General features: G+C 73.4%; 22 protein-coding genes. 7 read left to right on the forward strand and 15 right to left on the reverse strand.

Features of this window, described 5'->3' with window-relative positions; all coding sequences use genetic code 11:
• Positions 1 to 13 precede the first annotated feature (13 nt).
• The 3 genes from AC07DU_RS16840 (at position 14) to AC07DU_RS16850 (ending at position 3,323) form a co-directional block, all read left to right on the forward strand.
• The gene (locus AC07DU_RS16840) at positions 14 to 421 is read left to right on the forward strand and encodes a single-stranded DNA-binding protein (protein ID WP_360892698.1); all 408 of its coding nucleotides are present in this window, start codon (positions 14 to 16) and stop codon (positions 419 to 421) included.
• Positions 422 to 645: 224 nt separating this feature from the next.
• Positions 646 to 1,785, forward strand: coding sequence for a thioester domain-containing protein (locus tag AC07DU_RS16845; RefSeq protein ID WP_479112044.1), 1,140 nt, complete (start codon positions 646 to 648; stop codon positions 1,783 to 1,785).
• A 62-nt stretch (positions 1,786 to 1,847) separates the two neighbouring features.
• The gene (locus AC07DU_RS16850) at positions 1,848 to 3,323 is read left to right on the forward strand and encodes a bifunctional phosphatase PAP2/diacylglycerol kinase family protein (RefSeq protein ID WP_453371408.1); all 1,476 of its coding nucleotides are present in this window, start codon (positions 1,848 to 1,850) and stop codon (positions 3,321 to 3,323) included.
• 96 nt (positions 3,324 to 3,419) lie between these two features.
• Here the strand turns inward: AC07DU_RS16850 and AC07DU_RS16855 are convergent, their stop codons facing one another.
• Together AC07DU_RS16855 and AC07DU_RS16860 are read right to left on the reverse strand one after the other, a co-directional pair.
• Positions 3,420 to 4,010 carry a hypothetical protein gene (locus tag AC07DU_RS16855; protein WP_479112046.1) on the reverse strand — a complete coding sequence of 197 codons (591 nt, stop codon included), beginning with the start codon at positions 4,008 to 4,010 and terminating at the stop codon, positions 3,420 to 3,422.
• Positions 4,011 to 4,419: 409 nt separating this feature from the next.
• Complete coding sequence (locus AC07DU_RS16860; RefSeq protein ID WP_479112049.1) at positions 4,420 to 5,400, reverse strand: PRC-barrel domain-containing protein; 981 nt, start codon at positions 5,398 to 5,400, stop codon at positions 4,420 to 4,422.
• 379 nt (positions 5,401 to 5,779) lie between these two features.
• Between AC07DU_RS16860 and ettA the strand changes: the two genes are divergently transcribed.
• Genes ettA through AC07DU_RS16875 form a run of 3 tightly spaced genes read left to right on the forward strand, consistent with a single transcriptional unit; the run spans position 5,780 to position 8,638 of the window.
• Positions 5,780 to 7,444, forward strand: coding sequence for an energy-dependent translational throttle protein EttA (gene ettA / locus AC07DU_RS16865; protein WP_479112051.1), 1,665 nt, complete (start codon positions 5,780 to 5,782; stop codon positions 7,442 to 7,444).
• 10 nt (positions 7,445 to 7,454) lie between these two features.
• On the forward strand, positions 7,455 to 7,919 hold the full coding sequence (locus tag AC07DU_RS16870) for an acyl-CoA thioesterase (RefSeq protein WP_453371411.1): 465 nt from the start codon (positions 7,455 to 7,457) through the stop codon (positions 7,917 to 7,919).
• Entirely contained in the window at positions 7,916 to 8,638 is a 723-nt protein-coding gene (locus tag AC07DU_RS16875) for a DUF8010 domain-containing protein (RefSeq protein WP_453371412.1), read from the forward strand. Before AC07DU_RS16870 ends, AC07DU_RS16875 begins: the two co-directional genes overlap by 4 nt.
• A 216-nt stretch (positions 8,639 to 8,854) precedes the next feature.
• Here the strand turns inward: AC07DU_RS16875 and AC07DU_RS16880 are convergent, their stop codons facing one another.
• Positions 8,855 to 9,259, reverse strand: coding sequence for a globin (locus AC07DU_RS16880; RefSeq protein WP_360892718.1), 405 nt, complete (start codon positions 9,257 to 9,259; stop codon positions 8,855 to 8,857).
• Between the two features lie 104 nt (positions 9,260 to 9,363).
• Here AC07DU_RS16880 and AC07DU_RS16885 point away from each other — a divergent pair, with 104 nt between their 5' ends.
• The gene (locus tag AC07DU_RS16885) at positions 9,364 to 10,365 is read left to right on the forward strand and encodes a methyltransferase domain-containing protein (RefSeq protein ID WP_453371413.1); all 1,002 of its coding nucleotides are present in this window, start codon (positions 9,364 to 9,366) and stop codon (positions 10,363 to 10,365) included.
• A 1-nt stretch (position 10,366) separates the two neighbouring features.
• On the opposite strand, the gene AC07DU_RS16890 is transcribed toward AC07DU_RS16885, so the two are convergent.
• From AC07DU_RS16890 to AC07DU_RS16945, 12 genes are all read right to left on the reverse strand, one after another.
• A complete protein-coding gene (locus AC07DU_RS16890) occupies positions 10,367 to 11,404 on the reverse strand; it encodes an FHA domain-containing protein (protein ID WP_479035202.1) in 1,038 nt (345 codons plus the stop codon).
• Between the two features lie 14 nt (positions 11,405 to 11,418).
• Positions 11,419 to 12,744, reverse strand: coding sequence for a vWA domain-containing protein (locus AC07DU_RS16895; RefSeq protein WP_479112054.1), 1,326 nt, complete (start codon positions 12,742 to 12,744; stop codon positions 11,419 to 11,421).
• A gap of 30 nt (positions 12,745 to 12,774) precedes the next feature.
• The gene (locus AC07DU_RS16900) at positions 12,775 to 14,442 is read right to left on the reverse strand and encodes a PP2C family protein-serine/threonine phosphatase (RefSeq protein WP_479112056.1); all 1,668 of its coding nucleotides are present in this window, start codon (positions 14,440 to 14,442) and stop codon (positions 12,775 to 12,777) included.
• A gap of 3 nt (positions 14,443 to 14,445) precedes the next feature.
• Positions 14,446 to 17,301, reverse strand: coding sequence for a serine/threonine-protein kinase (locus AC07DU_RS16905; RefSeq protein ID WP_479112058.1), 2,856 nt, complete (start codon positions 17,299 to 17,301; stop codon positions 14,446 to 14,448).
• Positions 17,298 to 18,593, reverse strand: coding sequence for a hypothetical protein (locus AC07DU_RS16910; protein WP_479035213.1), 1,296 nt, complete (start codon positions 18,591 to 18,593; stop codon positions 17,298 to 17,300). Before AC07DU_RS16910 ends, AC07DU_RS16905 begins: the two co-directional genes overlap by 4 nt.
• 110 nt (positions 18,594 to 18,703) lie before the next feature.
• Positions 18,704 to 19,798, reverse strand: a complete 1,095-nt coding sequence (locus AC07DU_RS16915) for a glutamate ABC transporter substrate-binding protein (protein WP_479112060.1) — start codon at positions 19,796 to 19,798, stop codon at positions 18,704 to 18,706.
• A 5-nt stretch (positions 19,799 to 19,803) separates the two neighbouring features.
• Positions 19,804 to 21,213 (reverse strand): hypothetical protein, encoded by a 1,410-nt coding sequence (locus AC07DU_RS16920; RefSeq protein ID WP_479112062.1) that lies wholly within the window; start codon positions 21,211 to 21,213, stop codon positions 19,804 to 19,806.
• Positions 21,214 to 21,431: 218 nt separating this feature from the next.
• A complete protein-coding gene (locus tag AC07DU_RS16925; RefSeq protein WP_479112064.1) occupies positions 21,432 to 22,424 on the reverse strand; it encodes an N-acetylglucosamine kinase in 993 nt (330 codons plus the stop codon).
• On the reverse strand, positions 22,415 to 23,680 hold the full coding sequence (locus AC07DU_RS16930) for a 6-phospho-beta-glucosidase (protein WP_479112066.1): 1,266 nt from the start codon (positions 23,678 to 23,680) through the stop codon (positions 22,415 to 22,417). The genes AC07DU_RS16925 and AC07DU_RS16930 overlap by 10 nt, the downstream gene beginning before the upstream one ends.
• 6 nt (positions 23,681 to 23,686) lie before the next feature.
• Entirely contained in the window at positions 23,687 to 24,532 is an 846-nt protein-coding gene (locus AC07DU_RS16935) for a carbohydrate ABC transporter permease (protein ID WP_479035225.1), read from the reverse strand.
• Positions 24,529 to 25,470 (reverse strand): carbohydrate ABC transporter permease, encoded by a 942-nt coding sequence (locus tag AC07DU_RS16940; RefSeq protein ID WP_479112068.1) that lies wholly within the window; start codon positions 25,468 to 25,470, stop codon positions 24,529 to 24,531. The genes AC07DU_RS16935 and AC07DU_RS16940 overlap by 4 nt, the downstream gene beginning before the upstream one ends.
• Positions 25,471 to 25,475: 5 nt before the next feature.
• The gene (locus AC07DU_RS16945; RefSeq protein ID WP_479112070.1) at positions 25,476 to 26,810 is read right to left on the reverse strand and encodes an ABC transporter substrate-binding protein; all 1,335 of its coding nucleotides are present in this window, start codon (positions 26,808 to 26,810) and stop codon (positions 25,476 to 25,478) included.
• Positions 26,811 to 26,828: the final 18 nt, after the last annotated feature.

The raw sequence follows: 26,828 nt of genomic DNA on the forward strand, positions 1-26,828 counted from the left end.
GAGGGCGAGCCGGATGAACGACACGCAGGTGACGCTGGTGGGTTGTGTGGCCACGCGGATCGACTACAAGGACACGGTGAACGGACCGTCGGCGCGGTTCCGGTTCGCGGTGACACCGAGGTACTTCGACAAGCGCGCGGAGGCCTGGACCGACGGGACCACCAGCTTCTACACGGTGTGGGCGCGCCGGGCGCTCGCGGTGAACCTCGCCGGTTCCGTATCGGTCGGCGAACCGCTGGTGGTCCACGGCAGGCTGCGCGTGCGGGAGGACCCGCCCGACGGCGAGGGCAAGCGCTGGATCTCCGCGGAGATCGACGCGACCGCCATCGGGCACGACCTGAACCGCGGGACGGCCGCGTTCCGGCGCGTGGTGAAGACCGACACACCGCTGATGGCCACTCAGAAGGCGGCGGTGGTCTGAGTGTTCGAGGCGGATAGGATTCCCCGGTACTCACGGGCACCTGGGTCTTTGGCCCGAAGGGGAAGACTGTGTCGATTGCCGTTCCCGCATCCTCCGCTCCTCAATCCGCTCCTGGCTCTGCTCCTGTTCCTGGGGGGCCGGCATCCGCTCCCGCTGCTGCTCCGGCGCCGGCCGCGCTCGAACCACCCGCCGCGGCCCGGGGCTCCGCGCGCCGGCCGCTGGCGGTGGCGCTGCTGGCCGCGGCCCTCACCGCCGCACCGGGAGCGATGGCGGCCGCCGACTCCGACGCGGTGGCGGCCAGGTCCCCGGAGGGCGCGAGCGCCGTGCTGGACGGGCTGAAGACGTACGGGCAGGCGGTCCTCCACGCCGGGGACGGCTCGGTGCGCACCATCCCCGCCGGGCTCTACGAGATGCGGGTCGACGGCGGCGGGATGCTCCAGACGTACGGGGTCGGGGTGGCGGGCAACGCCCAGCCGCAGGCCCGGTACACCGAGAGCGGCTGGAGCGGCAGTCCGCTCGCCGGCAACCGGGAAGCGGGCCGGATCCGCTGGGTCCTGGAGCACTCCTACCCGCAGCTGAACGATCTGGCCGGGCTCGCCAAGGCGGCCGGGGCGGGGGCGCTGACCGCGCAGAGCGCGGCGGCCGGCACCCAGGTGGCGATCTGGAGGCTCGCGGACGGCGTCAAGGTCGAAGCCGCCGACCCGGCGGCGGAGAAGCTGGCCGACTACCTCCAGCGGGAGGCGGGGCAGCTGCCGGAGCCGCCGTCCTCCCTGGGGCTGGACCCCGGCGCCGTGTCGGGGGCGGTCGGCACCCGGCTCGGCCCGGTGACCGTGCGGACCGGGGCGCGGAGCGTCTCGGTGATCCCGGACGCGGCGGCCGTCGCGATGGGGGTGCGGGTGGTGGACGCGGCGGGGCAGCCTCTGGACACCGCCGTCAACGGCACCCGGCTGTACTTCGAGGTGCCGGCCGGAACCCCCGACGGGACGGCCTCGGTCACCGTGCAGGGGGCGACCAAGGTGCCGGTCGGGCGGGTCTTCACCAGCGGGGTGCCCGCCCAGGCGCAGATCGTGGCCGGCTCCAGCGAGTCCGCGGCCGCCGCCACGGCCACGGCGGCCTGGCCACCGGCCCCGGCACCCGAGGCGGCCCCCGCCTCGGGCACGACCTCCGGGTCGGGCACGGTGGCACTGGGCGCGCAGTCCGCGACCGCCTCGCTGACCACCCCGGAGGAGGAGCGCCTGGCGACCAGCGGCAGTTCGGCGGCCACCCCGGTCATCGCCTCCCTGGCGGTGGGCCTGGTGGTCCTGGGCGGCCTGGTGGTCCTGCTGCTCCGCAAGCGCCCGCTGGAGGGTGAGGACGAGGCGTAGGCCGTAGGGCCGGAAGGCCGAGGGGCCCGCTTCGGATCCGCCAGCCGGGGTATGGGCAGAAAATGGCTGATCAAGAACTGACCCTGCCCGGCGTCCTCGCGCGATGGGACCGAGGGCTGTTCGACGCAGTGGCCCGGCGGCACTGGCCCGGGGCCGACCGGGTGCTGCCCCGGCTCGGCCGGGCCGCGAACCACGGCGTGCTGTGGGGCGGGGCCGCCGCGGCGATCACCGTCTTCGGATCGGCCCGGGCCCGCAAGGCCGCCGTGCGCGGGGTGGCCTCGCTGGCGCTGGCCTCCGCCACCATCAACACCGTCGGCAAGTGGTCAGTACGCCGGCCGCGGCCGCTGCTGGACGGCGTGCCCGCGGTGCGGCAGCTGGCCACGCAGCCTCAGACCACCTCGTTTCCGTCAGGGCACTCGGCCTCGGCCTTCGCCTTCGCCGCCGGGCTGGCGCTGGAGTCCCCGGCGCTGGGCGCCGCGCTCGCTCCGGTGGCCGCCTCGGTGGCGTTCTCCCGGGTCTACACCGGGGTCCACTACCCCTCCGACGTGCTCACGGGCGCGGCGCTGGGGGTGGCCGCCGCGTTCGTCGTACGCCGGCTCGCGCGGGACGTGCAGGAAGCCCGGGTCGTGCCGGGCGACGAGCGGGCGGCCCGGGGGGCGCCCGCGCTGCCCGACGGGGCCGGGCTCACGGTCGTGGTCAACACCGGGTCCGGGACGGCCGCGGCCGCGGGGCTCGACGTCCTGCGCGCCCGGCTCCCCAAGGCCGAGGTGATCGAGTGCGAGCCCGCGGAGGTGGCGCCCGCGCTGGCGGAGGCGGCTTCGCGGGCCACCGTGCTCGGGGTCTGCGGCGGCGACGGCACGATCAACGCGGCCGCCACCGCCGCCCTGCGGGCCGGGGTACCGCTGGCCGTGTTCCCCGGCGGCACCCTCAACCACTTCGCCATGGACCTCGGCCTCCTCGGCCCCGAGGACACCTGCCGCGCGGTGGCCGACGGGCACGCCGTCCGCGTCGGCGTGGGCCGCTTCTCCCCGGGCCCCGGGGGAGAACCCGGCTACTTCGTGAACAACTTCAGCATCGGCGCGTACCCGGAGCTGCTGGGCCACCGGCTGCGCTGGGGCCCGCGCATCGGAGGCGGCCCGGCCGCGCTGCTGGCGGCCTGGCGGGTGCTGCGGGCCGAGCGGCCCGTAAGGCTGCGGCTTGCCGGACGGCCCCGCAGCGTGTGGCTGCTCTTCGCGGGCAACGGCACCTACCACGGCACCGGCCCCACCCCCCGCCGCCGTGACGGCCTCGGCGAGGGCCTGCTGGACCTGCGGCTCGTCTACGGCGGCGGCCGGCCCGGGCCCCGCCTGCTGGCCGCAGCCCTCGCCGGCCCCCTCAGCCGCTCCCCGGTCCACACCGCCACCCACCTGCGCAGCCTGCGCCTCGCGGACATCCCGCCGGGCACCCCGCTCGCCTACGACGGGGAGTACGCCGAGGCCCCGCCCGCCCTGGTCCTCGACGAGCTCCCCGACGCCCTCACGGTCTACCGGCCCCGCTGACGCCGGGCTCCTCCGGGCGGCGACCTCTCCGCCCTGGCCGCCCGGTCCGCCCCGTCCACCCCGTCCGCCCCGTCCCCCGTGGCCGTCTCCCGGCGGTCAGGGCGCAGAGGTCGCCGCCGCCGACATGGCCGGCGCGGCCGGACGGTCCTCCACACCGAGATCAGCCCTCATCGCGCCGAGCATCTTCTCCCACTGCTCCCAGATCCGGGCGAAGTCCCCCCGTATCTCGTCGAACGATCCGTCCGGATCGGGATCGCCCTCCTCCAGGCACATGATCCGGCGGTAGGTCTCCGAGAGGGACTTCGTCATGTCGTTCAGCTCGGCCAGCACCGCTCCGGACGCCACCATCTGGGCCTCGGCCAGGACGGAGTGGTGATCGCGCCGGGCCTCCTCGACCGTCTCCCTCGCCTCCGCCGTCACCGCGCCCTTGTGCACGATCCAGAGGAAGTTCAGGAGATGGGTGCGGTAGCGGCGGATGGCCGCGTTGGCATTCGTGTAGCCCTCGCGCCGACGGGTCAGCTCGACCACCCGCTGCTCCCGGAGCCACTGAGTTTCGGCCACCTGCTGCTGGCGGGTGAACTGTTCCGCCTGCACGCGCGCCGTCAGGCGCTGCGACAGGACGGACGCGACGAGCGTGCCGGTGACTCCCACCACTGCCGCCGCCAATCCGATGAGCGCGCTTCCCACTGAACCCCCTGGCCGACCGAAACCGTCATGTCAGCGGCATCCTGCCCCGCGGTGCGCCGCCCGCGTGCGGATTTCGGACCCCTGCGCACCGCTGCGGGACGCGACCAGCGGCGACCAGCGGCGACCAGCGACGACCGGCGGTGACCCGCGCCTGCCGGGAGGCACCGGCCGCGCCCCAGCTCAACGCCTCTGACCTACCCATTCGCCCGCGGGTATGGACGTACGGCAAGATGGGGTGTTACTGGCCATCGGATGACGAAAAACCGCCCCCCACCTGCGATGGAACCCCGAGCCGGGGGGCGTCTCATGCCGCCTGGGCCGTCCGTGGGCCGTCGAGCGCCCCACCGGGCCGCTTCAGCACGCTGTTGACCGCCTTGCGGGTCCGCCCCTCGCCGCTCGGTCCGTCCAGTTACGTTCGCCGCTCTTCGGGAGCCACGTACATACGGAGCCGTGCTCGCCCTGTACCAGGTTGTTCCGTGCCGGCGCGCCCTTGTTCCTCGGAGTCCGCCGTCGCCTCACTCCGTTCGGAGCTGTCAGATCGGGCGGGCGCTGTTCCGGTGCGGGCGATGCCTGAGGCGGTGGTGTCGTCGTAATCGGACTGGGGCGCGCTGGTGTCGACGTTCTCTTTGCCGCTGCGGGCGATGCCTGAGGCGGTCGTGTCGTCGTAGCCGAGCGAGGCCTCTGCAGTGGAGGCGTCGGTGACGGCCCGGGAGTCGGTGTCGGCGCGCCCTTGTTCCTCGGAGTCTGCCGTTGCCTCACTCCGTTCGGAGCTGTCAGATTGGGCGGGCGCTGTTCCGCTGCGGGCGATGCCTGAGGCGGTGGTGTCGTCGTAATCGGACTGGGGCGCGCTGGTGTCGACGTCCTCTTTGCCGCTGCGGGCGATGCCTGAGGCGGTCGTGTCGTCGTAGCCGAGCGAGGCCTCCGCAGTGGAGGCGTCGGTGACGGCCCGGGAGTCGGTGCGGGTCCCTCTGCCCTGGCCGGGCTGGCCGCCCTGCTTCCCGCCGTCCTCCCATTTGATGCCGTAGTGCTTGTACAGGCGGTGTTCCTCGTCAGCCGAGAGGGCGCCCCCGGCGTCGACGTCGGCATTGGGGGCCTCTTTGACCGTGTCCTTGGCGTAGGGAACCTCAAGGTGGTCCTCGACCACGGTGGCCTCACGGAGGGGAACGAAAGATTCCCTGGCGCCGAACAGACCCGTCTTGACACTGACCCACTCGGGCCGGCCGGTGACGGCATCGAGGAAGACGTGTTTGGCATCGCCGATCTTGTTTCCATCGGCGTCATGGACCGAGTGGTCCAACACGGTGGCGATCTGTACCGGAGTGATCATCTCGGTGCCTCCTGCCCACGCGGTCACCGTTTCGCCGAAGCGGGAGGAATCGCGCGGAAGCACGCTTGAAGAACCTTCCTTCCCATATTGGTCGGATTTCCGGAGTCCCGCTACCGCCCCTTGCCGAGGCGGGCGCGGACGTCGTCGTGGTCGCCATGGATGCCGTCGCGGACGCGCTCGCTTCGGCGGGCGTCGTACAGCAGCGGCCGTAGGCCCCACCTGCATGAAGGCGGGTCGTGCGGTCCGAGGCTCGGCCGTCCTTGGGCCGTCAGAGGTGGCCCAGGGACGGCCGTCGACGACCAACGACGACCAGGACCGTGCGCTGTCCCTGGCGCTGGACCCCAGGTCAGGGCCTCCGGACCATACGCGTTTCCCCCGGGCTATGGACGCCTGGCAAGATGGGGTGTATCTGCCCACTCATCGATCTGCCGGACGGTTTCTCTTGGCTGAGTTCATCTACACCATGCGCAAGACGCGCAAGGCGCACGGCGACAAGGTGATTCTTGATGACGTCACCCTGAACTTCCTGCCCGGCGCGAAGATCGGTGTGGTCGGCCCGAACGGCGCCGGTAAGTCCACCGTTCTGAAGATCATGGCGGGCCTGGAGCAGCCGTCCAACGGCGATGCCTTCATCACGCCGGGCTTCACCGTCGGCATCCTCATGCAGGAGCCCAAGCTCGACGAGTCCAAGACCGTCCTGGAGAACGTCCAGGACGGCGCCGCCGAGATCATGGGCAAGCTCAAGCGCTTCAACGAGGTCGCCGAGCTGATGGCGACCGACTACACCGACGCGCTCATGGACGAGATGGGCAAGCTCCAGGAGGACCTGGACCACGCCAACGCCTGGGACCTCGACGCCCAGCTGGAGCAGGCCATGGACGCCCTGGGCTGCCCGCCCGGCGACTGGCCGGTCACCAACCTCTCCGGTGGCGAGAAGCGCCGCGTGGCGCTCTGCAAGCTGCTGATCGAGGCCCCGGACCTGCTCCTCCTCGACGAGCCCACCAACCACCTCGACGCCGAGTCGGTGAACTGGCTGGAGCAGCACCTCTCGCAGTACAAGGGCGCCGTCGTGGCCGTCACCCACGACCGCTACTTCCTGAACAACGTCGCCGAGTGGATCCTCGAGCTCGACCGCGGCCGCGCGCACCCCTACGAGGGCAACTACTCCACCTACCTGGAGAAGAAGGCCACCCGTCTCAAGGTCGAGGGCCGCAAGGACGAGAAGCGCCAGAAGCGCCTCAAGGAAGAGCTGGAGTGGGTGCGGTCCAACGCCAAGGGGCGTCAGACCAAGTCCAAGGCACGTCTGGCCCGCTACGAGGAGATGGCGGCCGAGGCGGACAAGATGCGGAAGCTGGACTTCGAGGAGATCCAGATCCCGCCGGGCCCGCGTCTGGGCTCGATCGTGGTCGAGGTCAACAACCTCTCGAAGGCCTTCGGTGACAAGGTCCTCATCGACGACCTGTCCTTCACCCTGCCCCGCAACGGCATCGTGGGCATCATCGGCCCCAACGGCGCCGGCAAGACCACGCTCTTCAAGATGATCCAGGGTCTGGAGACGCCGGACTCCGGAGCCATCAAGGTCGGCGACACCGTCAAGATCTCGTACGTCGACCAGAGCCGCGCCAACATCGACCCCAAGAAGACCCTCTGGGCGGTCGTGTCGGACGAGCTGGACTACATCAACGTCGGCCAGGTCGAGATGCCGTCGCGCGCGTACGTCAGCGCCTTCGGCTTCAAGGGCCCGGACCAGCAGAAGCCCGCCGGTGTCCTCTCCGGTGGTGAGCGCAACCGCCTCAACCTGGCGCTGACGCTGAAGGAGGGCGGCAACCTGCTGCTCCTCGACGAGCCCACCAACGACCTCGACGTCGAGACCCTGTCCTCGCTCGAGAACGCGCTGCTCGAATTCCCCGGTGCGGCCGTGGTCATCTCCCACGACCGCTGGTTCCTCGACCGGGTCGCCACGCACATCCTGGCGTACGAGGGCGAGTCCAAGTGGTACTGGTTCGAGGGCAACTTCGAGTCGTACGAGAAGAACAAGGTGGAGCGTCTCGGTGCGGACGCCACCCGCCCGCACCGTGCCACCTACAAGAAGCTCACGCGAGGCTGAGGCAGCGGTCATGGCCAGACACCACTACCGGTGCCCCCTGCGCTGGGCGGACATGGATGCCTTCGGGCACGTCAACAACGTCGTCTTCCTCCGTTATCTGGAGGAGGCGCGGATCGACTTCATGTTCCGCCTCGCGCCGGGGGAGGGCAGCGAATCGTTCACGGGCGGCTCCGTCGTGGCCCGTCACGAGATCGACTACAAGCTGCCCCTCGTGCACCGTCACGAGCCGGTCCTCATCGAGTCCTGGGTGACCCGGATCGGCGCCGCCTCGCTGACCATCCGCTACGAGGTCAAGGACGAGGCGACCGCGGACGCGCCCGAGACGGTCTACGTGCGCGCCGAGACCGTGGTCGTGCCCTACGACCTCGCCGCGGGGCGGCCCCGCCGCATCACGGCCGAGGAGAGGCGCTTCCTGGAGGAGTACCTCGACGCGCCCGAGGTCCGGCACGGCTCCGAAGGGCGCCTCGCGGCATGAACGAGCAGCTGCACTTCGCCGACTCCGGGGAGGCGGCGGACCTCGCCGCCTTCCTGGGGCGGCTGGTGCACTACGACCGCGCCGCCGCGGTCCGCCTTCAGGCGGGGGGCGGCGCGGTCGCCGTTTTCGGGAGGCCGCCGTCCTTCGACGTCCTGGCCATCCGCACGGTGCGGCTCGTCGCACCCGTCGCGGCGCCGCTGGACGTGACCGTGTCCGCCGGTGAGCTGCTGGAGTCGGTGGACGAGGCCTCGGCCGCCGTCACCGTGCCCCGGGCGGTCACCGGACCGCCCTGGACCGGGGTGCTCCCGCCCCGCGGGGGCTGGCGGCAGCTCGCGGGGCTGCCCGGCCCCGAGGCCATGGGGCGCGCGGTGGCGGCCGCCATCGCCGAGTTCCGGGCCCGTGACGAGGCTCTGCCCCCGCAGCACCGGACCCGCTCCGAACGCGACCGCATCGGCCGCGAGATCTGGTCCCGCTGCCTGGGCGACACCGAGCTCCCGCTGCGCGCCGTGCACGCGGCGCACTCCTTGGGCTTCCTGCGGCCGGTACGGGCCACCGTGGCCGCCCCCGCGTCCGCCGCGCCCGCGTCCGCCGGGCCCGAGCCCTTGGCGCTGCTCGCCGCCGGGAGCTGGCTGCGGCTGCGCACCCCGTACGGTTCGGTCGCCACCCGTCGCCCCGGCGCCACCGGCGGCCTGGGCGCCTTCCAGGTCCGGCCGGTCTGAACCGGCGGCCCCCGGCCGCCCGATCCGTCGGCCCCCCGGGCCAGTGCGGCGTCTAGGCCGTCTCTTCCGGATCTGGCCGGGCCCGCGCCGCCCGGCACCGCACCTCGCCGCGTTGTCGGGGTGCCCGAGTACGTCCCGTACACGGGCGCCCCTCCGCCTTGCGATGCACGGCACCGGACGACGCGGGCTTGACCGACAAGATCCGGAAGAGACGACCTAGTCCGCCGTGTTGATCATCGACGCGGCGGCGTACGTCAGGTACTTCCACAGCTGCGCTTCGAGCTCCGGCGCCAGGCCCAGCTCGTCCACCGCCACCCGCATGTGCTTCAGCCAGGCGTCGTGGGCCGCCGCGTCCACGCGGAACGGTGCGTGCCGCATCCGCAGGCGCGGGTGCCCGCGGTGCTGGCTGTAGGTGGTGGGACCGCCCCAGTACTGCATCAGGAACAGGGCGAACCGCTCCTCGGCGGGCCCCAGATCCTCCTCCGGGTACATCGGGCGCAGCAGCGGGTCCTGCGCGACCCCCTCGTAGAAACGCCGGACGAGACGGCGGAAGGTGTCCTCGCCGCCCACCAGCTCGTAAAAGGTCTGCTCCTGAAGCGTGCCCCGCGGAATCTCATTCACCCGACCATCGTCTCAGACGCCCGGACGGAGGACCCGAGTCCTAGGACCCCTCCCCTGCCCCGCCCGGGCTCGCATGCGGGAGCCGCCCGCAGGACAGTGGAGGCATGGGCGCACACACCTTTCGCACCACCCCCCGCACCGGGATCAGGGACCTGCGGGAGACCGCGCACGCCGCCCAGGTACGGGAGCTGGCCGCCGCCGGGGTGCTGGAGGACCCGCGCTGGCGGGCGGCCTTCGAAGCCGTGCCCCGGCACGTCTTCGTGCCCTACTTCTGGACCGGCCGCGGCGCCGGTCACGAGCGGCTCTGGGCCGAGGACCCCGACCCGGAGCGGCGGGCCCGCTGGCTGCGCGGCGTCTACGTGGACACCCCCCTCGCCACGCGGCTGCGCGACGGCCGCCTGGTCTCCTCCAGCAGCCAGCCGTCCCTGATGGCGAAGATGCTGGCGGCGCTCGACGTGCGCGACGGCGACGACGTCCTGGAGATCGGCGCGGGCACCGGGTACAACGCGGCGCTGCTCTGCCACCGGCTCGGCGACGAGCACGTCACCACCGTGGACCTGGACGAGGAGATCACCGAGTCGGCGCGGGCGCACCTGGCCCAGCTCGGCTACCACCCGGCCGTGGTCACCGGGGACGGGGCGCGCGGCTGCCCCGCGCGAGCCCCCTTCGACCGGATCCTGGTGACGTGCACGCTGCCGCTGATCCCGCACGCCTGGCTCGCCCAGTGCCGGCCGGGGGCACGGATCCTGGCTCCGCTGTCGACCGGGCTGATCGCGCTCACGGTGCGGGACGCCGACTTCGCCGAGGGCCGCTTCCTCCACACGCCGGCGTACTTCGTCCCGCTGCGCGGGGCCACGGCGCAGCCACCGCCCGATCCGGCCGACCCGGCGCACGGGCTTCCGTACGAGCTGGTGGAGAACGAGCGCTTCCAGTTCATGCTCGTGCTGACCGCGGGCGTACTGCACCCCCGCGAGGCGCTGGACCTGTGGCGCAGCGAGGGCCGGCCGGCCCGCGAGCGCTTCGGGGTGACGGTCGGCCCCGGGGGCCAGTGGGCGTGGCTCGACGACCCCCAGGGGCCCTACGTGTGGCCCCTGGGCGAGGCCTGAATCAGCCGCGGCGGATGGTGATCGTGGTCCAGGCGCCCACGTGGACGCGGTCGCCGTCGGCGAGCGGGACGGGCACGTAGGGCTGGATCGGTTCCTCGCCGCCGTTGATCGTGGTGCCGTTGGTGGAGTTCTGGTCCACCACCGCCCAGCTGAGGTCCGGCTGCTGGACCAGGACCGCGTGCTGGTGGGAGACGCCCGGGTCCTCCGGGGGCACCGACAGGTCGATGTCGGGGGACTCACCCGTGGAGGCGCGGCGGCGGCCGATGGTGATCTGGCCGCCGGACAGCGCGAGGTGCTGCTCCGGGGAGTACGCGGGCAGGTTGAGCCCGGCCGCCTCGGGGCCGCTGCGCTGCATCATCGCCATGAAGTACGAGCGGTCGGGGCCGATCGTCGCGCTCCAGGCACCGGCCTGGGGCGGGAGGGGCTGCCGCTGCGGAGGCTGCTGGTGGGACGGCTGCTGCTGCGGAGGCTGCTGCTGGTACGGGGGCTGCTGCTGGTACTGCTGCTGAGGCGGCGGCTGCTGCTGGTACTGCGGCTGGTTGTACTCGTGCGCCGGCTCGGGTGCGGGCGGCGGCAGCAGCCAGTCGTCCTCGCGCTGGAGCGGCTCGGCCGGGCGGTTGACCCGGGACGGCCGGGAGCCCTGGTACTCGAAGTGGTCCTGCGCGTAGTTCCCGGGAGCGGGCACGGGCGGCGGCGGAGGGGGCGGCGGCGGCCCGCCCGCGCCGGTCCCCTGGGGCGCGTGGTCCGGGACCGGCGGGGCGTAGGAGGTCGGCGTGCGCGTCAGGAAGTTGTACCGGCACTCCTCGCAGAACGGGGCCATGGCCTCGCGCGGGGTCCGGCACTGCGGGCAGAGCTCGGCCTGGGCGGTCGGCTCACCGGCGGCCGGGGGGTAGCCGTAGCCGTAGGAGGGCGCCGCGGGCGCGCCCGCCGGGGCGGCCATGCGGTGGCCGCAGACATCGCACCAGTCGTCGGAGGCGGACTGGTGCCCGTTCGGGCAGGTCGGCATGGCGGCGCTTCCCCCTTCTTCTCCCTGCGTCATCGCGTCAGGTCTTCTCAGGTCTTCTTCACTCGGACGGTCTGTGTCGAACGCGTTTCAAGAGTCATCTCGTCGGCATCGGCGACCTTCGCTTTCAGCCGCACAGTACCCGCAGCCGCGTCCACGACATCCACCACCTTCGCGAGGAGTTTCGCGGTGTCGGCGTTTCCGGAGGCGCTCGCCAGCTGAACGGCGCGGCCGAGCCTGGCCGTGGCCCCGTCCACATCGCCCAGTTTGCGGGCTTCGAGTCCCAGCTGGATGGCCTGCGCCAGCTCCGCCTGCCCGGTGTAGTGCGCGACCTGCGGGTTGATGGCGGTGGAGGCGGCCAGATCGTTCGTCCACACCGCACGCACCAGGCCCTGGGCGAGGACCGTCGCGGGCTCGCCCGCCGCGCCCGGCAGCACGAGCGAGGCGCGGGCGGCGAGCATCTCCTGGCCCACGGTCGCGCTCGGGACCCGTACGCACACGTGGTACTCGCGGAACTCGTCGCCCCACGACCCGGTCGGGTAGTCACCGGCCCGCGGGCCCGCCTGCGTGCGGCGCTCCGTCAGGTCCTGGACGGCCGGTGCGACCTGCTTGACGTACTGGATCTCCACGCCGACCGGGGTCCACAGGCGCAGCGCGACGTCCGCGACCTCCTTGCCCATGACGTTCTCCATCATGCGCGTGAAGTCCTCGGTGAGGTGGGCCGGGTCGGCCACGATGTCGGCGGAGCCGAGGAGCGCGCTCGCGATCCCGGTGACCTCCTTCACCTCCCAGTCGGTGCCCACGCCGCGTGCGTCGCAGGTGAAGCGGCTCGCGCAGGCGTCGAGGGTGGCCCGCAGGGCCTCCGGCTCCTCGTGCTCGTTGCGGCCGTCGGTGAGCAGGATGCCGTGACGGATGACGGCGGGGGCCCGGCGCAGCAGGCCGTCGGCGAGGCGCAGCCACGTACCGATGGCGGTGCCGCCACCGGCGCTGAGCCCACGCAGGGCCTCCTTTGCCTGGGCGCGGGTGGCCGGGTCGGCCACGGCGAGGCGGCCCTGGCCCGGGTAGACCTCCTTGGCCACGTGCGTACCGGCGATCACGGCGAAGGAGGTGCCGTCGCGCAGGGTGTCGATGGCGGCGGCCGTGGCCTCGCGCGCGCCGCGCATCTTGTCCGGCGGGTACTCCATGGACCCCGAGCAGTCGACCATGATGACGACGGCTGCGGAGCCGTCGACGGGCGTGGCACGGGTGGCGGTGGCGCCGCCGGTGGAGGTGACCGTGACGATGGCGTGGACGTCCCGCCCGCCCTCGGGGAGGAACTCGTTCTGGTACACCTCCACGCTGAAGCGCGGGGCGCTCGGCTTGGCGAAGTTCGCCATCGGTGGGACTCCTAGGGGGTGTCTGGTGGGTCAGACCTGCGGGCGCGCTTCCGGTTCCGGTTGTGCTGCCGGGCGCGGCTCCGCTTCCGGTCCCGGTTCCTGCTCGGGGTGCGCGGCGAACGGCACGATCGCCACGGTGACGTTGTCGTGTCCGCCGCCGTCGAGGGCGTGCCCCACCAGTACCTGCGCACTGTGCAGCGGGCGGGTGGCGGCGTCCACGGGCAGCACCTGGGCCATCTCCCGCGCGGACTCGGCATAGTTCCACAGGCCGTCGGTGCAGACCACGATCACGCCGGGGTGGTCCGGCTTGAAGGTCGCCGTGTGCGGTTCGAGGTCGTACGCGTCCGCCCCCAACCAGCCGGTGATCGCGTGCGCGCGGACGTCCGCGTAGGCCTCGGCCTCGCCCATCAGACCGGCGGCGACCATCTGGGCGGCCCACGAGTCGTCCTCGGTGAGGCGGCGGGGCAGGGCGGCGCGGTCGTCGGGCACCCAGTACGCACGGCTGTCGCCCACCCAGCCGATGGTCAGCAGGCCGCCGCTGACGACGGCGCCGACCAGGGTGCAGGCGGGGGCGTTCTGCGCGCCGGGGACCTGCGGGGCCAGGGCGTTGACCGCGGCGGCCGCGGCCAGGATCGCCTCGTGCATGGCCTCCTGCGGGTGCGCCCCGCGCGGAAGCGCGTCGAGCAGCGCCTCGTTGGCGGCGCCGGCCGCGGCGGCCGACGCCTCGTCGGGGCGGCTCGCGGAGGAGACGCCGTCGCAGACGATCGCCACGGTGGCGGCGGAGCCGTCGGGCAGGGCGGTGGCCGACACGGCGAACGAGTCCTCGTTGCGGTGGTGGCGCAGCCCCCGGTCGCTGACGGCCGCGACGCTCCCGAGCTCCTCCTCCAGGTGGTCGCGCTCCCGGGGCTGCGCGTGCCCGCAGTGCTCGCAGTACCCGTCGGTGTCCACGTGGCCGGCCCGGCAGGCGACGCAGGTCTTACCGCCGCCGCCCTGCGGTGCCTCGGCCGGAGCGCTGGGCCCGCCGGGAGTGACGGCGTGCCCGCCGGATGCGCTCTCGCTGCTCTCGTACAGGCCTTCGGTGGCGCCCCAGGGAGCCCCGCCCGAAGGAGCGCCCGGAGGAGTCCCGTCCGGGGGAGTCCGCCCGCCGCCGGGCAGGTCGTACCGGGCCTGCGGGCCGTCGGGAGCCGTGCCGTACGGGTGCTGCGCGGCGCCCCACGGAGTTCCTTCCGGAGGCGTTCCGGGGCCGTACGGATTCTCGTGGCCGACGGCCGCCCACGGGGCCTGGGCGACCGGGACCGGCTCCGGCTCCGCCTTCGGCGCGGGCGCAGGCGCGGGCGCGGGCGCAGGCGCGGGCGTCGGCTCCGCCTCCGGCCCGGGCTCCGGCGGGGTGGCGGCCCAGCCGCCCGGTTCGCCGACCAGCGTCGGCGCGGCCGCCGCGACGCTGCCCCAGCCGGGGGCGGGTTCGGCGCCGGCGCGGGAACCGCCCGCGGCCGGGGCCCCGTAACCGCCCGCGGCGACCGGCGACGCCGGCGGGGACGGGGGAGCCGGCGGAGCCGTCGGGAGGGGGACGGTCGGGTGGTCCCCCGACGCGGCCGGGGGAGGAGTGGTCACGGCGTAGCCGCAGACGCCGCAGAAACGGTCACCCTCCTCCAGGGGTTCCGCGCAGCTGGGGCAGCCCGACAGCCGATGCATCGACATCAATCACACCCACGTCCGGGGACGGAAACGGTTTGCCCGCTCCACCAGTTCGATCCTCTCCTCGCCACGCCGGGCCAGCCGTGCGAGCACGCGGTACGAGCGCTCCAGTCCGAAGCGCAGGCCCCGCTCGTCCAGTTGACTGCCGAGCAGCGAGGTCCGGCCGGGGTCGGAACCCCGGCTACCCGACAGTACCCAGTCCAGGGCCACGCCCAGAACCTCCGTGGCGAGACGCTCCTGGCGTTCGGGGTCCAGCCCGAACCGGCGCAGGGCCTCCACCTGGTCGGCGGCGGCCGCCAGGTCGGCCAGCAGCGGCTCCTCGGGGGACCGGTCGCGCAGACGTGCGCGTACGGCGGCCACCCGCGCGGCGGTGTAGTGGATGGACGCCTCGGGCACGGACTCCAGCGTGCGCACGGCCGCGTCCCGGTCACCGGCGGCCAGCTGGACCCGGGCCAGCCCGAAGGCCGCGCTCACGAACCCCGGGTCGGTGATCCACACCAGGCGGTAGTACTCGGCGGCGTTGTCCAGCTGGCCCAGGACCTCCGCGCACACCCCGAGGGCCAGCTTCGGCGCGGGCTCGCCCGGGAAGGCGTCGTAGATCGCGTCGAAGGACAGGGCGGCCACCTCGTCGTCCCCGGTGGCCAGCGAGGCGATGCCGCGGGCCCACACCACCCGCCAGTCGTCGGGATGGCGGGCCTCCAGCTCCGTCAGGGTCCGGGAGGCCTCGGCCAGTTCGCCCAGCTCCAGGCGGGCCCGAAGCTCCCGCAGCCGCAGCTCCGCCGAATCGGCCGGCGCCGCGCCCAGAGCGCCCAGCAGCTCGCCCGGCACTGAGGCCAGCAGGCCGGTCAGGAAACCGGCGTTCGGGTCGCCCGCGTCCACCAGCGGTACGGGCAGGGCCAGCGCGGTGTCGCGGGCGGTCGCCCCCGCGAGGGCCAGCGGAGACACGGTTGACGGTCCGTCGCCAAGGGCGGAGCCCGCTCCGGTGCCCGTGCCCGTGCCCGCACCCCTGCCCGTGGCCGGAGCCGACGGCGGCAGCGGGCCCGCGGGCGCGGCCCGCGGACCGGGCACCGGCGCGCCCGCCACGTGCGTGGCCGCGCTCCCAAGCGCGGGCAGCGGCGCCCCGGCGGGATTCCCGGGCGGGACCGGCGTCGCGGGCGCCCCGGGGACGGGCGCGCCGCCGGGTGTCCAGGGGGCGGCGGCCGCTGGCGGCAGGGCCGCGCCGCCCGGGTCCGCGGGCAGGGCCGTCCCGGCGGGCGCGGACGCCCCGGTCGCTGTCCGGCCGCGGCCCAGCGCCCCGAGGAGCCCGCCACCGCGCCGGGGGGCGGGCGCGCGGTAGCCCAGGCGGGACACGGCCGTTCCCGCCGCGTCGGCGAACAGCCGGGTGTCCGGGACGCGCAGTTCCGGACCGAACAGGGTCGACAGCTGCGGCCGCGGCCGGCCCGTCTGGAGGGCCACGACCTCCCGCAGCACGCCCGTCAGCTGGTCCGCCATCTCCTGCGCGGAGGCGAACCGCCGCCCCGGGTCCGGGTCGGTCGCCCGCACCAGCAGCCGGTAGAAGGACTCGTACCGTCTGAAGACCTCGATGTGCTCGGGGTCCGGCAGCGAATCCACGAAGACGTTGGTGTAGCCCTGGAAATCGAAGGTCAGCACGGCCAGCGTCCGCGCCACGGTGTAGAGGTCGGAGGCGACCGACGGGCCCAGCTCCGCGACCTCCGGGGCCTGGTAGCCCACCGTGCCGTAGATGGCCGACTCCACGTCGTCCATCCGCCGCACCGCGCCCATGTCGATCAGCTTGAGCTGGTCCTGCTGCTGGATCGCGTTGTCGACCTTGAAGTCGCAGTACAGAAGGTTTCTGCTGTGCAGGTGGCCGAGCGCCTCCAGCGCCTCGATGCCGTAGGCGCACGCCTGCTCCACCGGCAGCGGGTCACGCCGCCCGTCCGGCCGGCGCCGCTCGTTCGCGATCTCCTTCAGCGACTTGCCGCCGACGTACTCCATGACGATGTAGCCGTCCAGCGAACCGGTCCGCTGGTCCAGGTGCTCCACGAAGTTGTAGATCCGCACGATGTTGGAGTGCTCGATCTCCGCGAGGAAGCGCCGCTCCGAGATCGCGGCCTCCATCGCGTCCTGGTCCCCGGTGTCCAGCAGGCCCTTGAGCACCACCCACCGGTTGGCGACCGCCCGGTCCACCGCCAGGTACACCCAGCCCAGCCCGCCGTGCGCCAGACAGCCCGCCACCTCGTACTGACCACGCACCACGTCGCCGGCGTTCAGCTTGGGCACGAAGGAGTACGGGTGCCCGCACTTGGTGCAGAACCCTTCCGTCCGGCCCGGCCGGTCGCCCCGGGCCCGCCCCACCGGGGCCCCGCAGTCCGAGCGCGAGCAGAACCGCTTGCGCTCCGGCACCTCCGGGTTGTCCAGGACCGCCGTCGAGGGGTTCGGCCGCGGCACCTCCGGCATGTTGACCAGCCCGGCCCCCAGCCGGCTGCGCCCCGAGGACGAAGCCGAGCCCGAACTGCGCACCGACACCGACCGGGTGGACGCGGTCCCCGACAGGGCCCGGGACAGCCGCCCCGACACCGAGCGGCGGGAGGTGGAGGACCGCGAGGAGCGCGCCGAGGCCGAGGAGCGCGCCGAACCGTGTGACCCCTGCGACCCCCTGGACCCCCGGGACCCGCCGGAACCCAGTGAGCCACGGGCCGCGCTCGTCATCCCGGTCGGCGGCGACACCAGTTCCTCCGCGCCCGCCGAGACCGCGCCGACCGGCGCCAGGCCGCACGTGTCGCAGTACAGCTCGCCGCCGCCCATGTCCTCGTACGCCCCCGGGCAGCCGGGACGAACGCACGTGGTCGCGATCAGGCTCATGCGTCCTCCTTCCCCGGCCCCTCGGGCCGCTGTTCCTCGTAGTGCGGCCGCTGGTCCTGCGGTCGCGGCTGCTGCGGCGCCAGGGACTCCGCCGCCGCCTGCTGGTAGCGCAGGACCGCCTGCTCGGCGGCCCGCAGGTCGCAGGGCGCGCTCCACAGCATCCGCCGGGCGGCGTCGTACCGCTCGATCAGCACCGGGTCCTCCGCCAGGCCGTGCCGGGCCACCTTCGCCTTGTACGCGTCCAGGCGCCCGCGCAGCTCGGCCCGCACCGCCAGCGGAGCCGTCACGGCGGTCAACGATTCACGGGCCCGGCGCAGTTCCTCCTCGGCCCGCTCCTCCAGGGACTCCAGCAGCGGCGAGAGCCGGTGCCAGCGGGAGTGGCGCCGGTGCTCGGCCGCCGCCGCGAGCTGCTCCTGGAGGACCGTCGGCGGTCCGCTCACCGCGGGCACCTCCGACGCGGCGATCTTCGCCAGCACCTCGCCGCGTGCCGTCCGCGCCTCCGCCAGGGTCCGGTCGGCCCGCGAGAGCACGTCCCGCAGGCTGATCAGCCGCTGCTCGGAGTCCTGCCGGACGTCCAGCACCGCCTCGACCTCGCGGCGTACGTCCTCCAGCGCGAGCGCGGCCCGGTCGTAGCGCCCGGTGTCCGGACGGCCGCCGCCGGGCGCCGAACTGCCCGTCGCCGGAAGCCAGAACGCCAGCGGATCGGCGATCACCTGCTCCCGCAGCAGCGTCAGCTCGGCGGTGATGTCCTCCAGGTCGTCGCCGGAGGGGTGTTCGCCCGGGCGCACGCCCACCGAGTGGGCCAGCGAGCGGGTGCGGTGCAGTTCGGCGGCGAGCAGGTCGATCCGGGCGGGCAGCGTCGACCACACCGCGTCGGCGGCGACCACCACGTCCAGGGAGCTCGCGTACAGCGCGTTCATCCGGGCCACCAGCTCGGCCAGGGAGAGCCGCTCCGCGAGCGCGACGCCCTCCGCCGCGGCCCCGGCGATCAGCACCCCGGGCCCGCGCAGCCGTTCGGTCAGTTCGATCAGGTCGTCGCGGTTCGGCCAGCGGCGCCGCTCGCGGACCTCCCGGGCGGCGGTCAGCGCCCCGCTGTAGGCGTCGAAGTACGTCCACAGCCGGGTGATGTCCGCGTCGGCGGCCGACCACCGTTCCTTGGTCACCCCGGTCAGCGCGGCGCCTTCCAGCAGCCTGCGCCCCGCGTGGTCCTGGAGGGCGAGCAGCGAGGTCTCCACGGCCTCGTGCTCCGCGCCCAGCCGGACCAGGGCGCGGTCGACTTCGTCCCGGTCCATCCATGCCGACCCCGGCTCCACCGACTGTGCCTCCGCTTCCGCTGTCGCCTCCGTGTCCCGCCTCGCGCCCGGTCCTGCGCCCCGTCCCGTGCCCGAAACCGCCACCGGCCTCAGCCGTCCCGGTACTTGGGCGCCGGCGGCGCCGCCACACCGGGCAGCACGAGCTCGAGGTGCTTGCGGTAGGAGTTCATCCACGGGCTGCCGCTGCCGCCCGCCCGGTAGTTCTCCAGCACCTTGTTGACCCGGCGGACCAGATCGGAGGCGTCCTTGTTCATCGCCACACCGTAGAACTCTCGCGTGAAGGGCGAGCCCACCAGCCGCACCGACGGGTCCTGAGCCGCCTGGCCGGCCGCGAGGGCGTTGTCCGTGATGATGCCGTCGACCTCGCCCAGCTGGAGCCGGACCAGACAGTCCAGCTGGTTGGCCACGGTGACCGGCACCGACCCGTACGGCTGGGACGTCAGCGCCGCCTGCGCCGTCGAACCGGCCGCGAAGCAGATCCGCTTGTCCTTCAGCGAGGAGTCGTAGCCGGTGATCGGCGAGCCCTTGGGGACCAACACCTGCTGCCCGGCCTCGAAATAGGCCGTCGAGAAGGCGACGTCCTCCAGCCGCTTGCAGTTGATGGTCATGGTGCGCACGACGATGTCGACGCGGCCCTCCTGGAGGGCCGGGACCCGCTGGCTGGTGGGGATGGCCCGGTAGATGACCGCGTTCTCGTCGCCGAGGATGTCCTTGGCGATGGCCTTGACCAGGTCGATGTCGAAGCCGTCGAGGCCGCCTTCGGCCGTCTGGTTGCGGTAGCCCCAGCGGAAGCTGTTCTGGTCCACGCCCGCGACGAGCTTGCCCGCAGCCTTGATCCGCGCGATCGCCGCCCCGTCCACGCCCGACGGGCGCAGGCTGGCCTCGGGGTCCGCACAGGTGTCGGAGAGCACCCACGGCGTGGCGGGGGCCGCGGCCAGCGACGCGGGCTCGCGGACCGCCGCCGGCCGGCCGGTGTCCGGCGCGGCGTGGGCCAGCGGCAGCAGCGCCAGCGCGGCCGTCATGGCGCAGGCCGCGGCCATCGCGCTCACCCCGCCCCAGCCGCGCAACCGGCCCGCGGCCCGGCGCAGCCCGGGCGCCGCGCCCCCGGCCGCCCCGTGCGCCTCACGGCCCTCACGGCCCTCGTACCCCGCGTGGCCCGCGGCCCGCCCCGCCCGTATCCGCATCGCTCTCACCTGTACTCCGAAAGCCGGCGCCCGATACCGAGCAGAGCCGCTGCCGCACCGAGGACCACCAGGGCCGCCGATCCCGCCACCAGACCGCCCAGCGCGTCGAGGCCGTCCCGGGCCGACCGGGTGAACTCGCGCTGTTCGTGGGCCACCGCCTGTTCCAGGGAGGCGTCCACCGTGTCGAAGGCGGCCCCGCTGCTCTCCTTGTGCGTCTCGTCCCCGACGACCTGGGGCAGCGCGGCCTCGTAGTCGCCCTTCAAGTCCGCCTCCCGGGCCGCCGCGTGCCGCTGCTTCCACTGCTCGACGCCGCCGACGGCCTGGCTCACGGGCTCCCGGCCGGCCTTGTCGTCGGCCAGCCGCAGCGCGACCGCCAGGCCGGCGTCCAGCTGCTTCATGTTGTTCGTGAAGTCCACGTCGTACTTGTCGGACTTCTTGTCCTCGGCCAGTACGGCGCCCCGCGCGATCAGCGTGAGGTTCTCACCGGCACGCGCCTGGAGGGAGGCGATCCGGGCGTCGTTGAGCACCTTCATCGACTCCTGCCCGTCCGCCCGGGCCTCGCTCAGCGAGGACCGCGCCACCGTGTGCCCCACGGCCAGCCACAGCAGCACCACCACCGAGGCGGCCGTCGCGGCCACCAGCCCGTGGTTGAAGACCCGGTTGGTGTGCCGGTAGTTGCGCCGCTGCACCCACACCAGGGCGCCGATCGCCAGCAGGCCCGTACCGAGCGAGGCCAGGGGCCAGGACCGGGCGTCGTCGTGGTCCGTGTAGAGCCGGGCGGTCTCCGCCTCGTACAGCCGCTGTGCGGCGGGCAGCAGCTGGGTCGTCATCTGCTCGTTGGCGTAGCGGAGATAGGCGCCGCCCAGCGGCAGGCCCTGCCGGTTGGTGGCCCGGGCCTGCTCGATCAGGCCCGTGTAGCGCGGCAGCTGCTCGCTGAGCAGCGTGATCTGCTCGCGGGAGTCCGCGTTGCCGCCGGCGTTGGCGGCCGCGCTCACCAGCAGCCTGGAGGCGTTGGCGATGTCCTTCTCGTAGCGCTGGCGGACCTCGCGCGGCTCCTGGGCGCCCAGGAGGAACCCGCTGGAGGAGGTCGTGTCGGCGTCCGCGAGGGAGCGGTAGATGCTCGCCGCGTCCGCGCTCAGCGGCTGGCTGCGGCCCACCACGTCGTCGGCCGCCGAGGCCCGGTCGGAGATCTGCACCACGCTCACCGCGCCGAACAGCACGATCAGGGCGGCCAGGGCGGCGCCGATGATCCGCAGCCGGCCGGGCTCGGTGGTCGCGGCCTCGCGCAGCCGCTCCACGCCCTCGGCCCAGGCGGTGCTCCGCCCGGGCGGTGCGACGGGCGGCGGCGCCGGCGCCGCGGCGGGCGGCACGGAAACACCGCCCCCGGGCGCGGGCGCACGTGATGTGATCGCCACCGTGACCTCCCCCTCGGTCCTGTCGTCCCCCCGGACAACCGCCGGAAGGTACCCCCTGCGCAGCAGTATGGCCGTAGTGCCGAGCGGCCACAGCACCTGGTACCGGTTCGCGGGCGATCCGCTCCCGCGGAGACCCGGCCGGCACCACTGGGCCTTCTAGCCCTGAATACGTCTGCGCGAGCGCCACGGTTCCAGACCCGGCGGCTGTGGGGGCAGGTTCATCCGAAATGGGCACGGAGTTTTCCGTGGGCCTCGGGCGGGGACCCGAGCGCGTCCAGGCCGAGCAGCCCCGCCCCCAGCACCGGCGGGGCCGTCACCACGCGGACGAGGGCGCGCGGGGCCCGCTCGGCGAGGGCCGCCCGGATCCGGTCGTTCAGCTGCGGGTGCCGGGCCGCCAGCACACTGCCGCCCAGTACCACGGGCACCTCCTCGCCCAGCAGCCCCAGGCGGCCCAGCGCGACCGCGGCCATGGCCACGACCTCGTCCGCCTGCCGGTGCACCAGCGACAGCGCCACCGCGTCCCCGGCCGCCGCCACCGCGAACAGCACCGGGGTGAGCTCATGACGCCGCGCGGCCGGGATCCCGCCCAGGTGCAGCGCCTCGATCAGCGCGGCCATCGAGTCCCGGCCGAAGTACGCGGGCAGCGCCCGGGCCAGCTCCGTCGCCTCGCCCCGGCCGTCCTCGGCCCGGGCCGCGTGCCACAGGGCCTCCGCGGCCAAACCGCCTCCGCCGCCCCAGTCGCCGGAGATCCGGCCGATCGCGGGAAAGCGCGCCGTCCGCCCGTCGGGGGTCATCCCGACGCAGTTGATGCCCGCCCCGCACACCACCGCGACCCCCCGCGGCTCGTCCACGCCGGCCCGCAGGACCGCGAAGGTGTCATTGCGCACCGCGGTGGCCGCGCCCCAGCCGCGCGCGCCGATGGCCTCCGCGAGCCGACGCTCCTCCACCGGCAGGTCGGCGTTGGCCAGGCACGCCGACACCTGGGCGGCATACGGGGTTCCGGGCACCGGCGCCGGCAGCCCGGCGGCCGCCGCGGCCTCGGCGACGGCCTGCCCGAGGACGTCCACCGCCGCCTCGACGCCGTGGCGCGGAGGCTGGAAGCCCCCGGACCGGCCGGTGCCCAGCACCGTGCCGTCGGCGGCGACCAGCGCCACGTCCGTCTTGCTGTTGCCCGCGTCGACCGCGAGCACGGCGGGCCGGCTCACGCCCACGGCAGGTACTCCTTGTTGTGCGCCAGGAGCCGGTCCGTCAGCCCTTCGGCCACGTCGAACCGGCCGACCAGCGGGTGCGCGAGCAGCGCCTTGGCGACCCGCTCGCGCCCGCCGCGCAGCGCCGCGTCCAGCGCGAGGTCCTCGTACGCGCTCACGTGCGAGACCAGCCCGGCGTACAGGGGGTCCAGCCGGGGCACCGGCAGCGGGACCGGGCCGGAGCCGTCGACGCGTGCCTGGACCTCGATCACCGCGTCGTCGGGGAGGAACGGCAGGGTGCCGTCGTTCAGCGTGTTGACCACCTGGACCGCCGGCCCGCCGTCGCCCAGCAGCGCGGCCGCCAGGTCCACGGCCGCCTCCGAGTAGAAGGCCCCGCCCCGCTTCGCCAGCAGCGCCGGCTTCTCGTCCAGCGCGGGGTCCCCGTACAGGGCGAGCAGTTCCCGCTCCATCGCCGCGACCTCGGCGGCCCGCGAGGGCTTGGCGCCCATTTCCCGTACGACCTGGTCGTGGGCGTAGAAGTAGCGCAGGTAGTACGACGGGACGACGCCGAGCCGGTCCAGGACCGCGCGCGGCAGGCGCAGGTCCGCGGCGATGGCCTCGCCGTGCGCGGCGAGCAGGTCCGCAAGCAGGTCCTCGCCGTCCGGGCCGCCCCGGCGCACGCCCAGCTCCCAGGTGAGGTGGTTGAGCCCCACGTGGTCCAGGTGGATGTCGGCCGGAGCCAGGTCGAGCAGGGCCGCGAACTTGCGCTGGAGTCCGATGGCGACGTTGCACAGCCCGACGGCCTTGTGGCCGGCCTGGAGCAGGGCCCGGGTGACGATCCCGACGGGGTTGGTGAAGTCGATGATCCAGGCGTCCGGGCTGGCCCGCCGGACCCGCTCGGCGATGTCGAGGACGACGGGGACGGTGCGCAGCGCCTTGGCGAGGCCGCCGGCGCCCGTGGTCTCCTGGCCGACGCAGCCGCACTCCAGCGGCCACGTCTCGTCCTGCAGCCGGGCCGCCTGGCCGCCGATGCGCAGCTGGAGCAGGACCGCGTCGGCCCCGGCGACCCCCGCGTCCAGGTCGCATGTGGTGCTGACGCGCGCGGGGTGTCCCTGCCGGGCGAGGATCCGCCGGGCCAGGCCGCCGATCAGCTCCAGCCGTTCGGCGGCGGGGTCGATCAGCACGAGCTCGCTGACCGGCAGGGTGTCGCGCAGCCGTGCGAAGCCGTCGATCAGCTCGGGGGTGTAGGTGGAACCGCCGCCCACCACTGCGAGTTTCATCCGTTGTCAGCCTTTCACGCCGGTCAGGGTGACTCCCTCGACGAACGCCTTCTGGGCGAAGAAGAAGAGGACGATCACCGGGGCCATGACCAGCACGGTCGCGGCCATGGTCAGGTTCCAGTTGGTGTGGTGCGCCCCCTTGAAGGACTCCAGCCCGTAGCTGAGGGTCCAGGCGGCCGGGTTGTCGGAGGCGTAGATCTGCGGACCGAAGTAGTCGTTCCACGCGGCGAAGAACTGGAACAGCGCGACGGCGGCGATCCCCGGCCGGGCCATCGGCAGGACGACGCGCAGCAGGGTGCGCACCTCCCCGCAGCCGTCGACGCGCGCCGCGTCCAGGTACTCGTCGGGGATGGTCAGGAGGAACTGGCGGAGCAGGAAGACGGAGAAGGCGTCGCCGAAGGCCATCGGGATGATCAGCGGCCACAGGGTGCCCGACAGGTCGAGCTGCTTGGCCCAGAAGAGGTACATCGGTATGACCACCACCTGGGGCGGCAGCATCATCATGGCGATCACGAGCAGCAGCGAGAGCCGCCGCCCGCGGAAGCGGAACTTGGCGAGGGCGTACGCGACGGGCACGGAGGAGACCACGGTCAACAGGGTGCCCAGTCCGGCGTACAACAGGGTGTTGCGCCACCAGGTCAGGAAGCCCGGGGTGTGCCACACCGTGGCGTAGTTGCCCCACTCCCAGGTGTCCGGCCACAGGTCGCGCGTCAGCGCCTGCCGGTCCCCCATCAGCGAGGTGAGGAAGAGGAAGACGAAGGGCAGGACGAAGAATAGGGCGGCGGCCACGCCGAGCGAGTGCACCCCGATCCAGTGCAGGACCGCCCTGCGGCCCTTGCTGCGCGTACTCATTCACTTGCTCCGATCAGTCCGCCGCGGCGCCGCATCAGGAACGCGGTGAAAGCCATGGAGAGGGCGAACAGGACGAGCGCGACGACACACGCGGTGCCGTAGTCGAAGCGCTGGAAACCGAGGTTGTAGACGAGCTGGGGAAGGGTCAGGGTGGACTTGTCCGGGTAGCCGGGCTCGAACTGCTGGCCCGAGCCGCCGATCACGCCGGCCGCCACCTTCCCCGCCACCAGCGGCTGGGCGTAGTACTGCATGGCCTGGATGATCCCGGTGACCACCGCGAAGAGGATGATCGGCGTGATGTTCGGCAGGGTGATGTGCCGCAGCCGCGCCCAGGCCCCGGCCCCGTCCAGCTCGGCGGCCTCGTACTGCTCCTTCGGTACGTCGAGCAGCGCGGCCATGAAGATGACCATGAGGTCGCCCACTCCCCACAGCGCGAGGGCGGTCAGGGCGGGCTTGGACCAGTCGGCGTCGGTGAACCAGCCGGGGGTGGGCAGCCCCACCGAGTCCAGCAGGGTGTTGACGGGGCCGGTGCCGGGGTTGAGCAGGAAGACGAACGCCAGGGTCGCGGCGACCGGGGGCGCCAGGTAGGGCAGGTAGAACAGGGTCCGGAAGATCCCGGTGCCCGTCTTGATCTTCGTGACGAGCAGACCGACGCCGAAGCCGAAGAGGACCCGGCAGCCGACCATCACCACGACCAGCCACAGGGTGTTGCGCAGGGCGGGCCAGAACAGCGGATAGTCGGTGAAGACGTAGGCCCAGTTGTCCAGGCCGTTGAAGGCGGGCTGGCGGAAGCCGTCGTACTTGGTGAAGGAGAAGTACACGGTGGACAGGAGCGGGTAGGCGAAGAAGACGCAGAACCCGAGCAGCCAGGGCGACATGAAGGCCGCGGTCCGCAGGGCGGAGCGGCGGCGCTTGGTCCGCAGGGTGGGGGAGGTCATCGGGGCTACTTCGCCTTCGCGATGTCCGTGTCGATCTGCTGGTCCGTCCTGGCGAGGCCGGCCGGGACGTCGGCCACCTCGCCCTTCTCGACCGCGTACGCGAAGTCGGTGAAGGTCAGCTGGTAGGTGCCGCCGTCGGCCTGGGCGGGGGTGGTGCTGGACTTCGGATGCCGCGCGATGTCGAGGAAGGTCTTGAACTCCGGGCTCACCTGGAGCTGCGGGGACTCCAGGGCCGCCAGCGTGGAGGGCACGTTGTGGATGGCGTTGGCGAAGGCCACGACCGCCTCGGTGTCGGTGGTCATGTACTTGACCAGCTCCCAGGCGGCGTTCTGCTTCTTGCTGCCCGCCGCGATGCCCATGATCGTGCCGGAGAGGTAGCCCTTGCCGTAGTCGGCGGCCTGTTCGTCGGGGACGGGCAGCGGCGCGGTGCCGATCTCGAAGGTGACACCGGCCTCCTTGGCCATCGACGCCCTCCACTCGCCGTCGATCTGCATGGCCACCTGGCCGGTGTGGAAGGGGTGTTCGGCGCTCCACTCGTCTCCGAAGGTGCTCCGGAAGCGCTCCAGCTTCTCGTAGCCGCCGAGCCGGGCGACCAGGTCGCGCTGCGCGGTCAGCATCTTCGCGAAGGCCGGGTCCTCGGCCAGGTTGGACGAGCCGTCGGCGCCGAAGTAGGTGGGGCTCCACTGCGCGGCGAGCCGCATGGGGGTGGTCTCGTAGCCGTGGAAGGTGGGCATCAACCCGACCTGCTCGTACGAGTCGCCCTTGGGCTTCGTCAGCTTCTGCGCGGCCTCGGCGAACTGGCTCCAGGTCCTGGGGGGTTCGGTGATGCCGGCGGCGGCGAAGGCGGTCTTGTTGTAGACGAGGCCGTAGGCGTCGTTGAGCAGCGGCAGCGTGCACTGGTTGCCGTCGAACTGGGTGTATTCGAGCAGGGTCTTGGGGAAGACCTTGGCCTTGTCGACCCCGGACTTGCGCAGGAAGGGGTTCAGGTCCGTGAAGGCGCGGGAGTTGCAGAACTTGCCGACGCTGTCGGTGGTGAAGGAGGAGACCACGTCGGGGGCCTTGTCGCCGCCGGCCCGCAGCGCCTGGTTGATCTTGTCGTCGGTCATGTTGCCCGTGACCTGGACCTTGATGTTCGGGTGCGCCTTCGTGAAGCGGGCGATGTTCTCCTCGATCGCCTCGACCTCGCCGGGAGCGGACCAGCCGTGCCAGAAATTGAGGGTCACGTCCGCCTTCGGGTCGTCGGCGGCGGTGTCGGAGCTCTGCCCCGTACAGGCGGTGGCGAGCGCGGATATCACGGCGAGGACGGCGGCCGTGGTGGTCAGGCGTCCGGATCTGGGCATGGCGGGGCTCACTCTCTG

It is taken from the genome of Streptomyces sp. NPDC045695 (assembly GCF_056432025.1).

What these genes read in the sequence shown, in the direction of transcription:
- AC07DU_RS16890 (WP_479035202.1), bottom strand. Translation starts at nt 11,404, where the DNA reads ATGACGCAGGGAGAAGAAGGGGGAAGCGCCGCCATGCCGACCTGCCCG.
- AC07DU_RS16915 (WP_479112060.1), bottom strand. Translation starts at nt 19,798, where the DNA reads ATGCGGATACGGGCGGGGCGGGCCGCGGGCCACGCGGGGTACGAGGGC.
- AC07DU_RS16870 (WP_453371411.1), top strand. Translation starts at nt 7,455, where the DNA reads ATGGCCAGACACCACTACCGGTGCCCCCTGCGCTGGGCGGACATGGAT.
- AC07DU_RS16850 (WP_453371408.1), top strand. Translation starts at nt 1,848, where the DNA reads ATGGCTGATCAAGAACTGACCCTGCCCGGCGTCCTCGCGCGATGGGAC.
- AC07DU_RS16910 (WP_479035213.1), bottom strand. Translation starts at nt 18,593, where the DNA reads ATGGACCGGGACGAAGTCGACCGCGCCCTGGTCCGGCTGGGCGCGGAG.
- AC07DU_RS16935 (WP_479035225.1), bottom strand. Translation starts at nt 24,532, where the DNA reads ATGAGTACGCGCAGCAAGGGCCGCAGGGCGGTCCTGCACTGGATCGGG.
- AC07DU_RS16875 (WP_453371412.1), top strand. Translation starts at nt 7,916, where the DNA reads ATGAACGAGCAGCTGCACTTCGCCGACTCCGGGGAGGCGGCGGACCTC.
- AC07DU_RS16885 (WP_453371413.1), top strand. Translation starts at nt 9,364, where the DNA reads ATGGGCGCACACACCTTTCGCACCACCCCCCGCACCGGGATCAGGGAC.
- AC07DU_RS16905 (WP_479112058.1), bottom strand. Translation starts at nt 17,301, where the DNA reads ATGAGCCTGATCGCGACCACGTGCGTTCGTCCCGGCTGCCCGGGGGCG.
- AC07DU_RS16930 (WP_479112066.1), bottom strand. Translation starts at nt 23,680, where the DNA reads ATGAAACTCGCAGTGGTGGGCGGCGGTTCCACCTACACCCCCGAGCTG.
- AC07DU_RS16940 (WP_479112068.1), bottom strand. Translation starts at nt 25,470, where the DNA reads ATGACCTCCCCCACCCTGCGGACCAAGCGCCGCCGCTCCGCCCTGCGG.
- AC07DU_RS16840 (WP_360892698.1), top strand. Translation starts at nt 14, where the DNA reads ATGAACGACACGCAGGTGACGCTGGTGGGTTGTGTGGCCACGCGGATC.
- AC07DU_RS16945 (WP_479112070.1), bottom strand. Translation starts at nt 26,810, where the DNA reads ATGCCCAGATCCGGACGCCTGACCACCACGGCCGCCGTCCTCGCCGTG.
- AC07DU_RS16895 (WP_479112054.1), bottom strand. Translation starts at nt 12,744, where the DNA reads ATGGCGAACTTCGCCAAGCCGAGCGCCCCGCGCTTCAGCGTGGAGGTG.
- AC07DU_RS16900 (WP_479112056.1), bottom strand. Translation starts at nt 14,442, where the DNA reads ATGTCGATGCATCGGCTGTCGGGCTGCCCCAGCTGCGCGGAACCCCTG.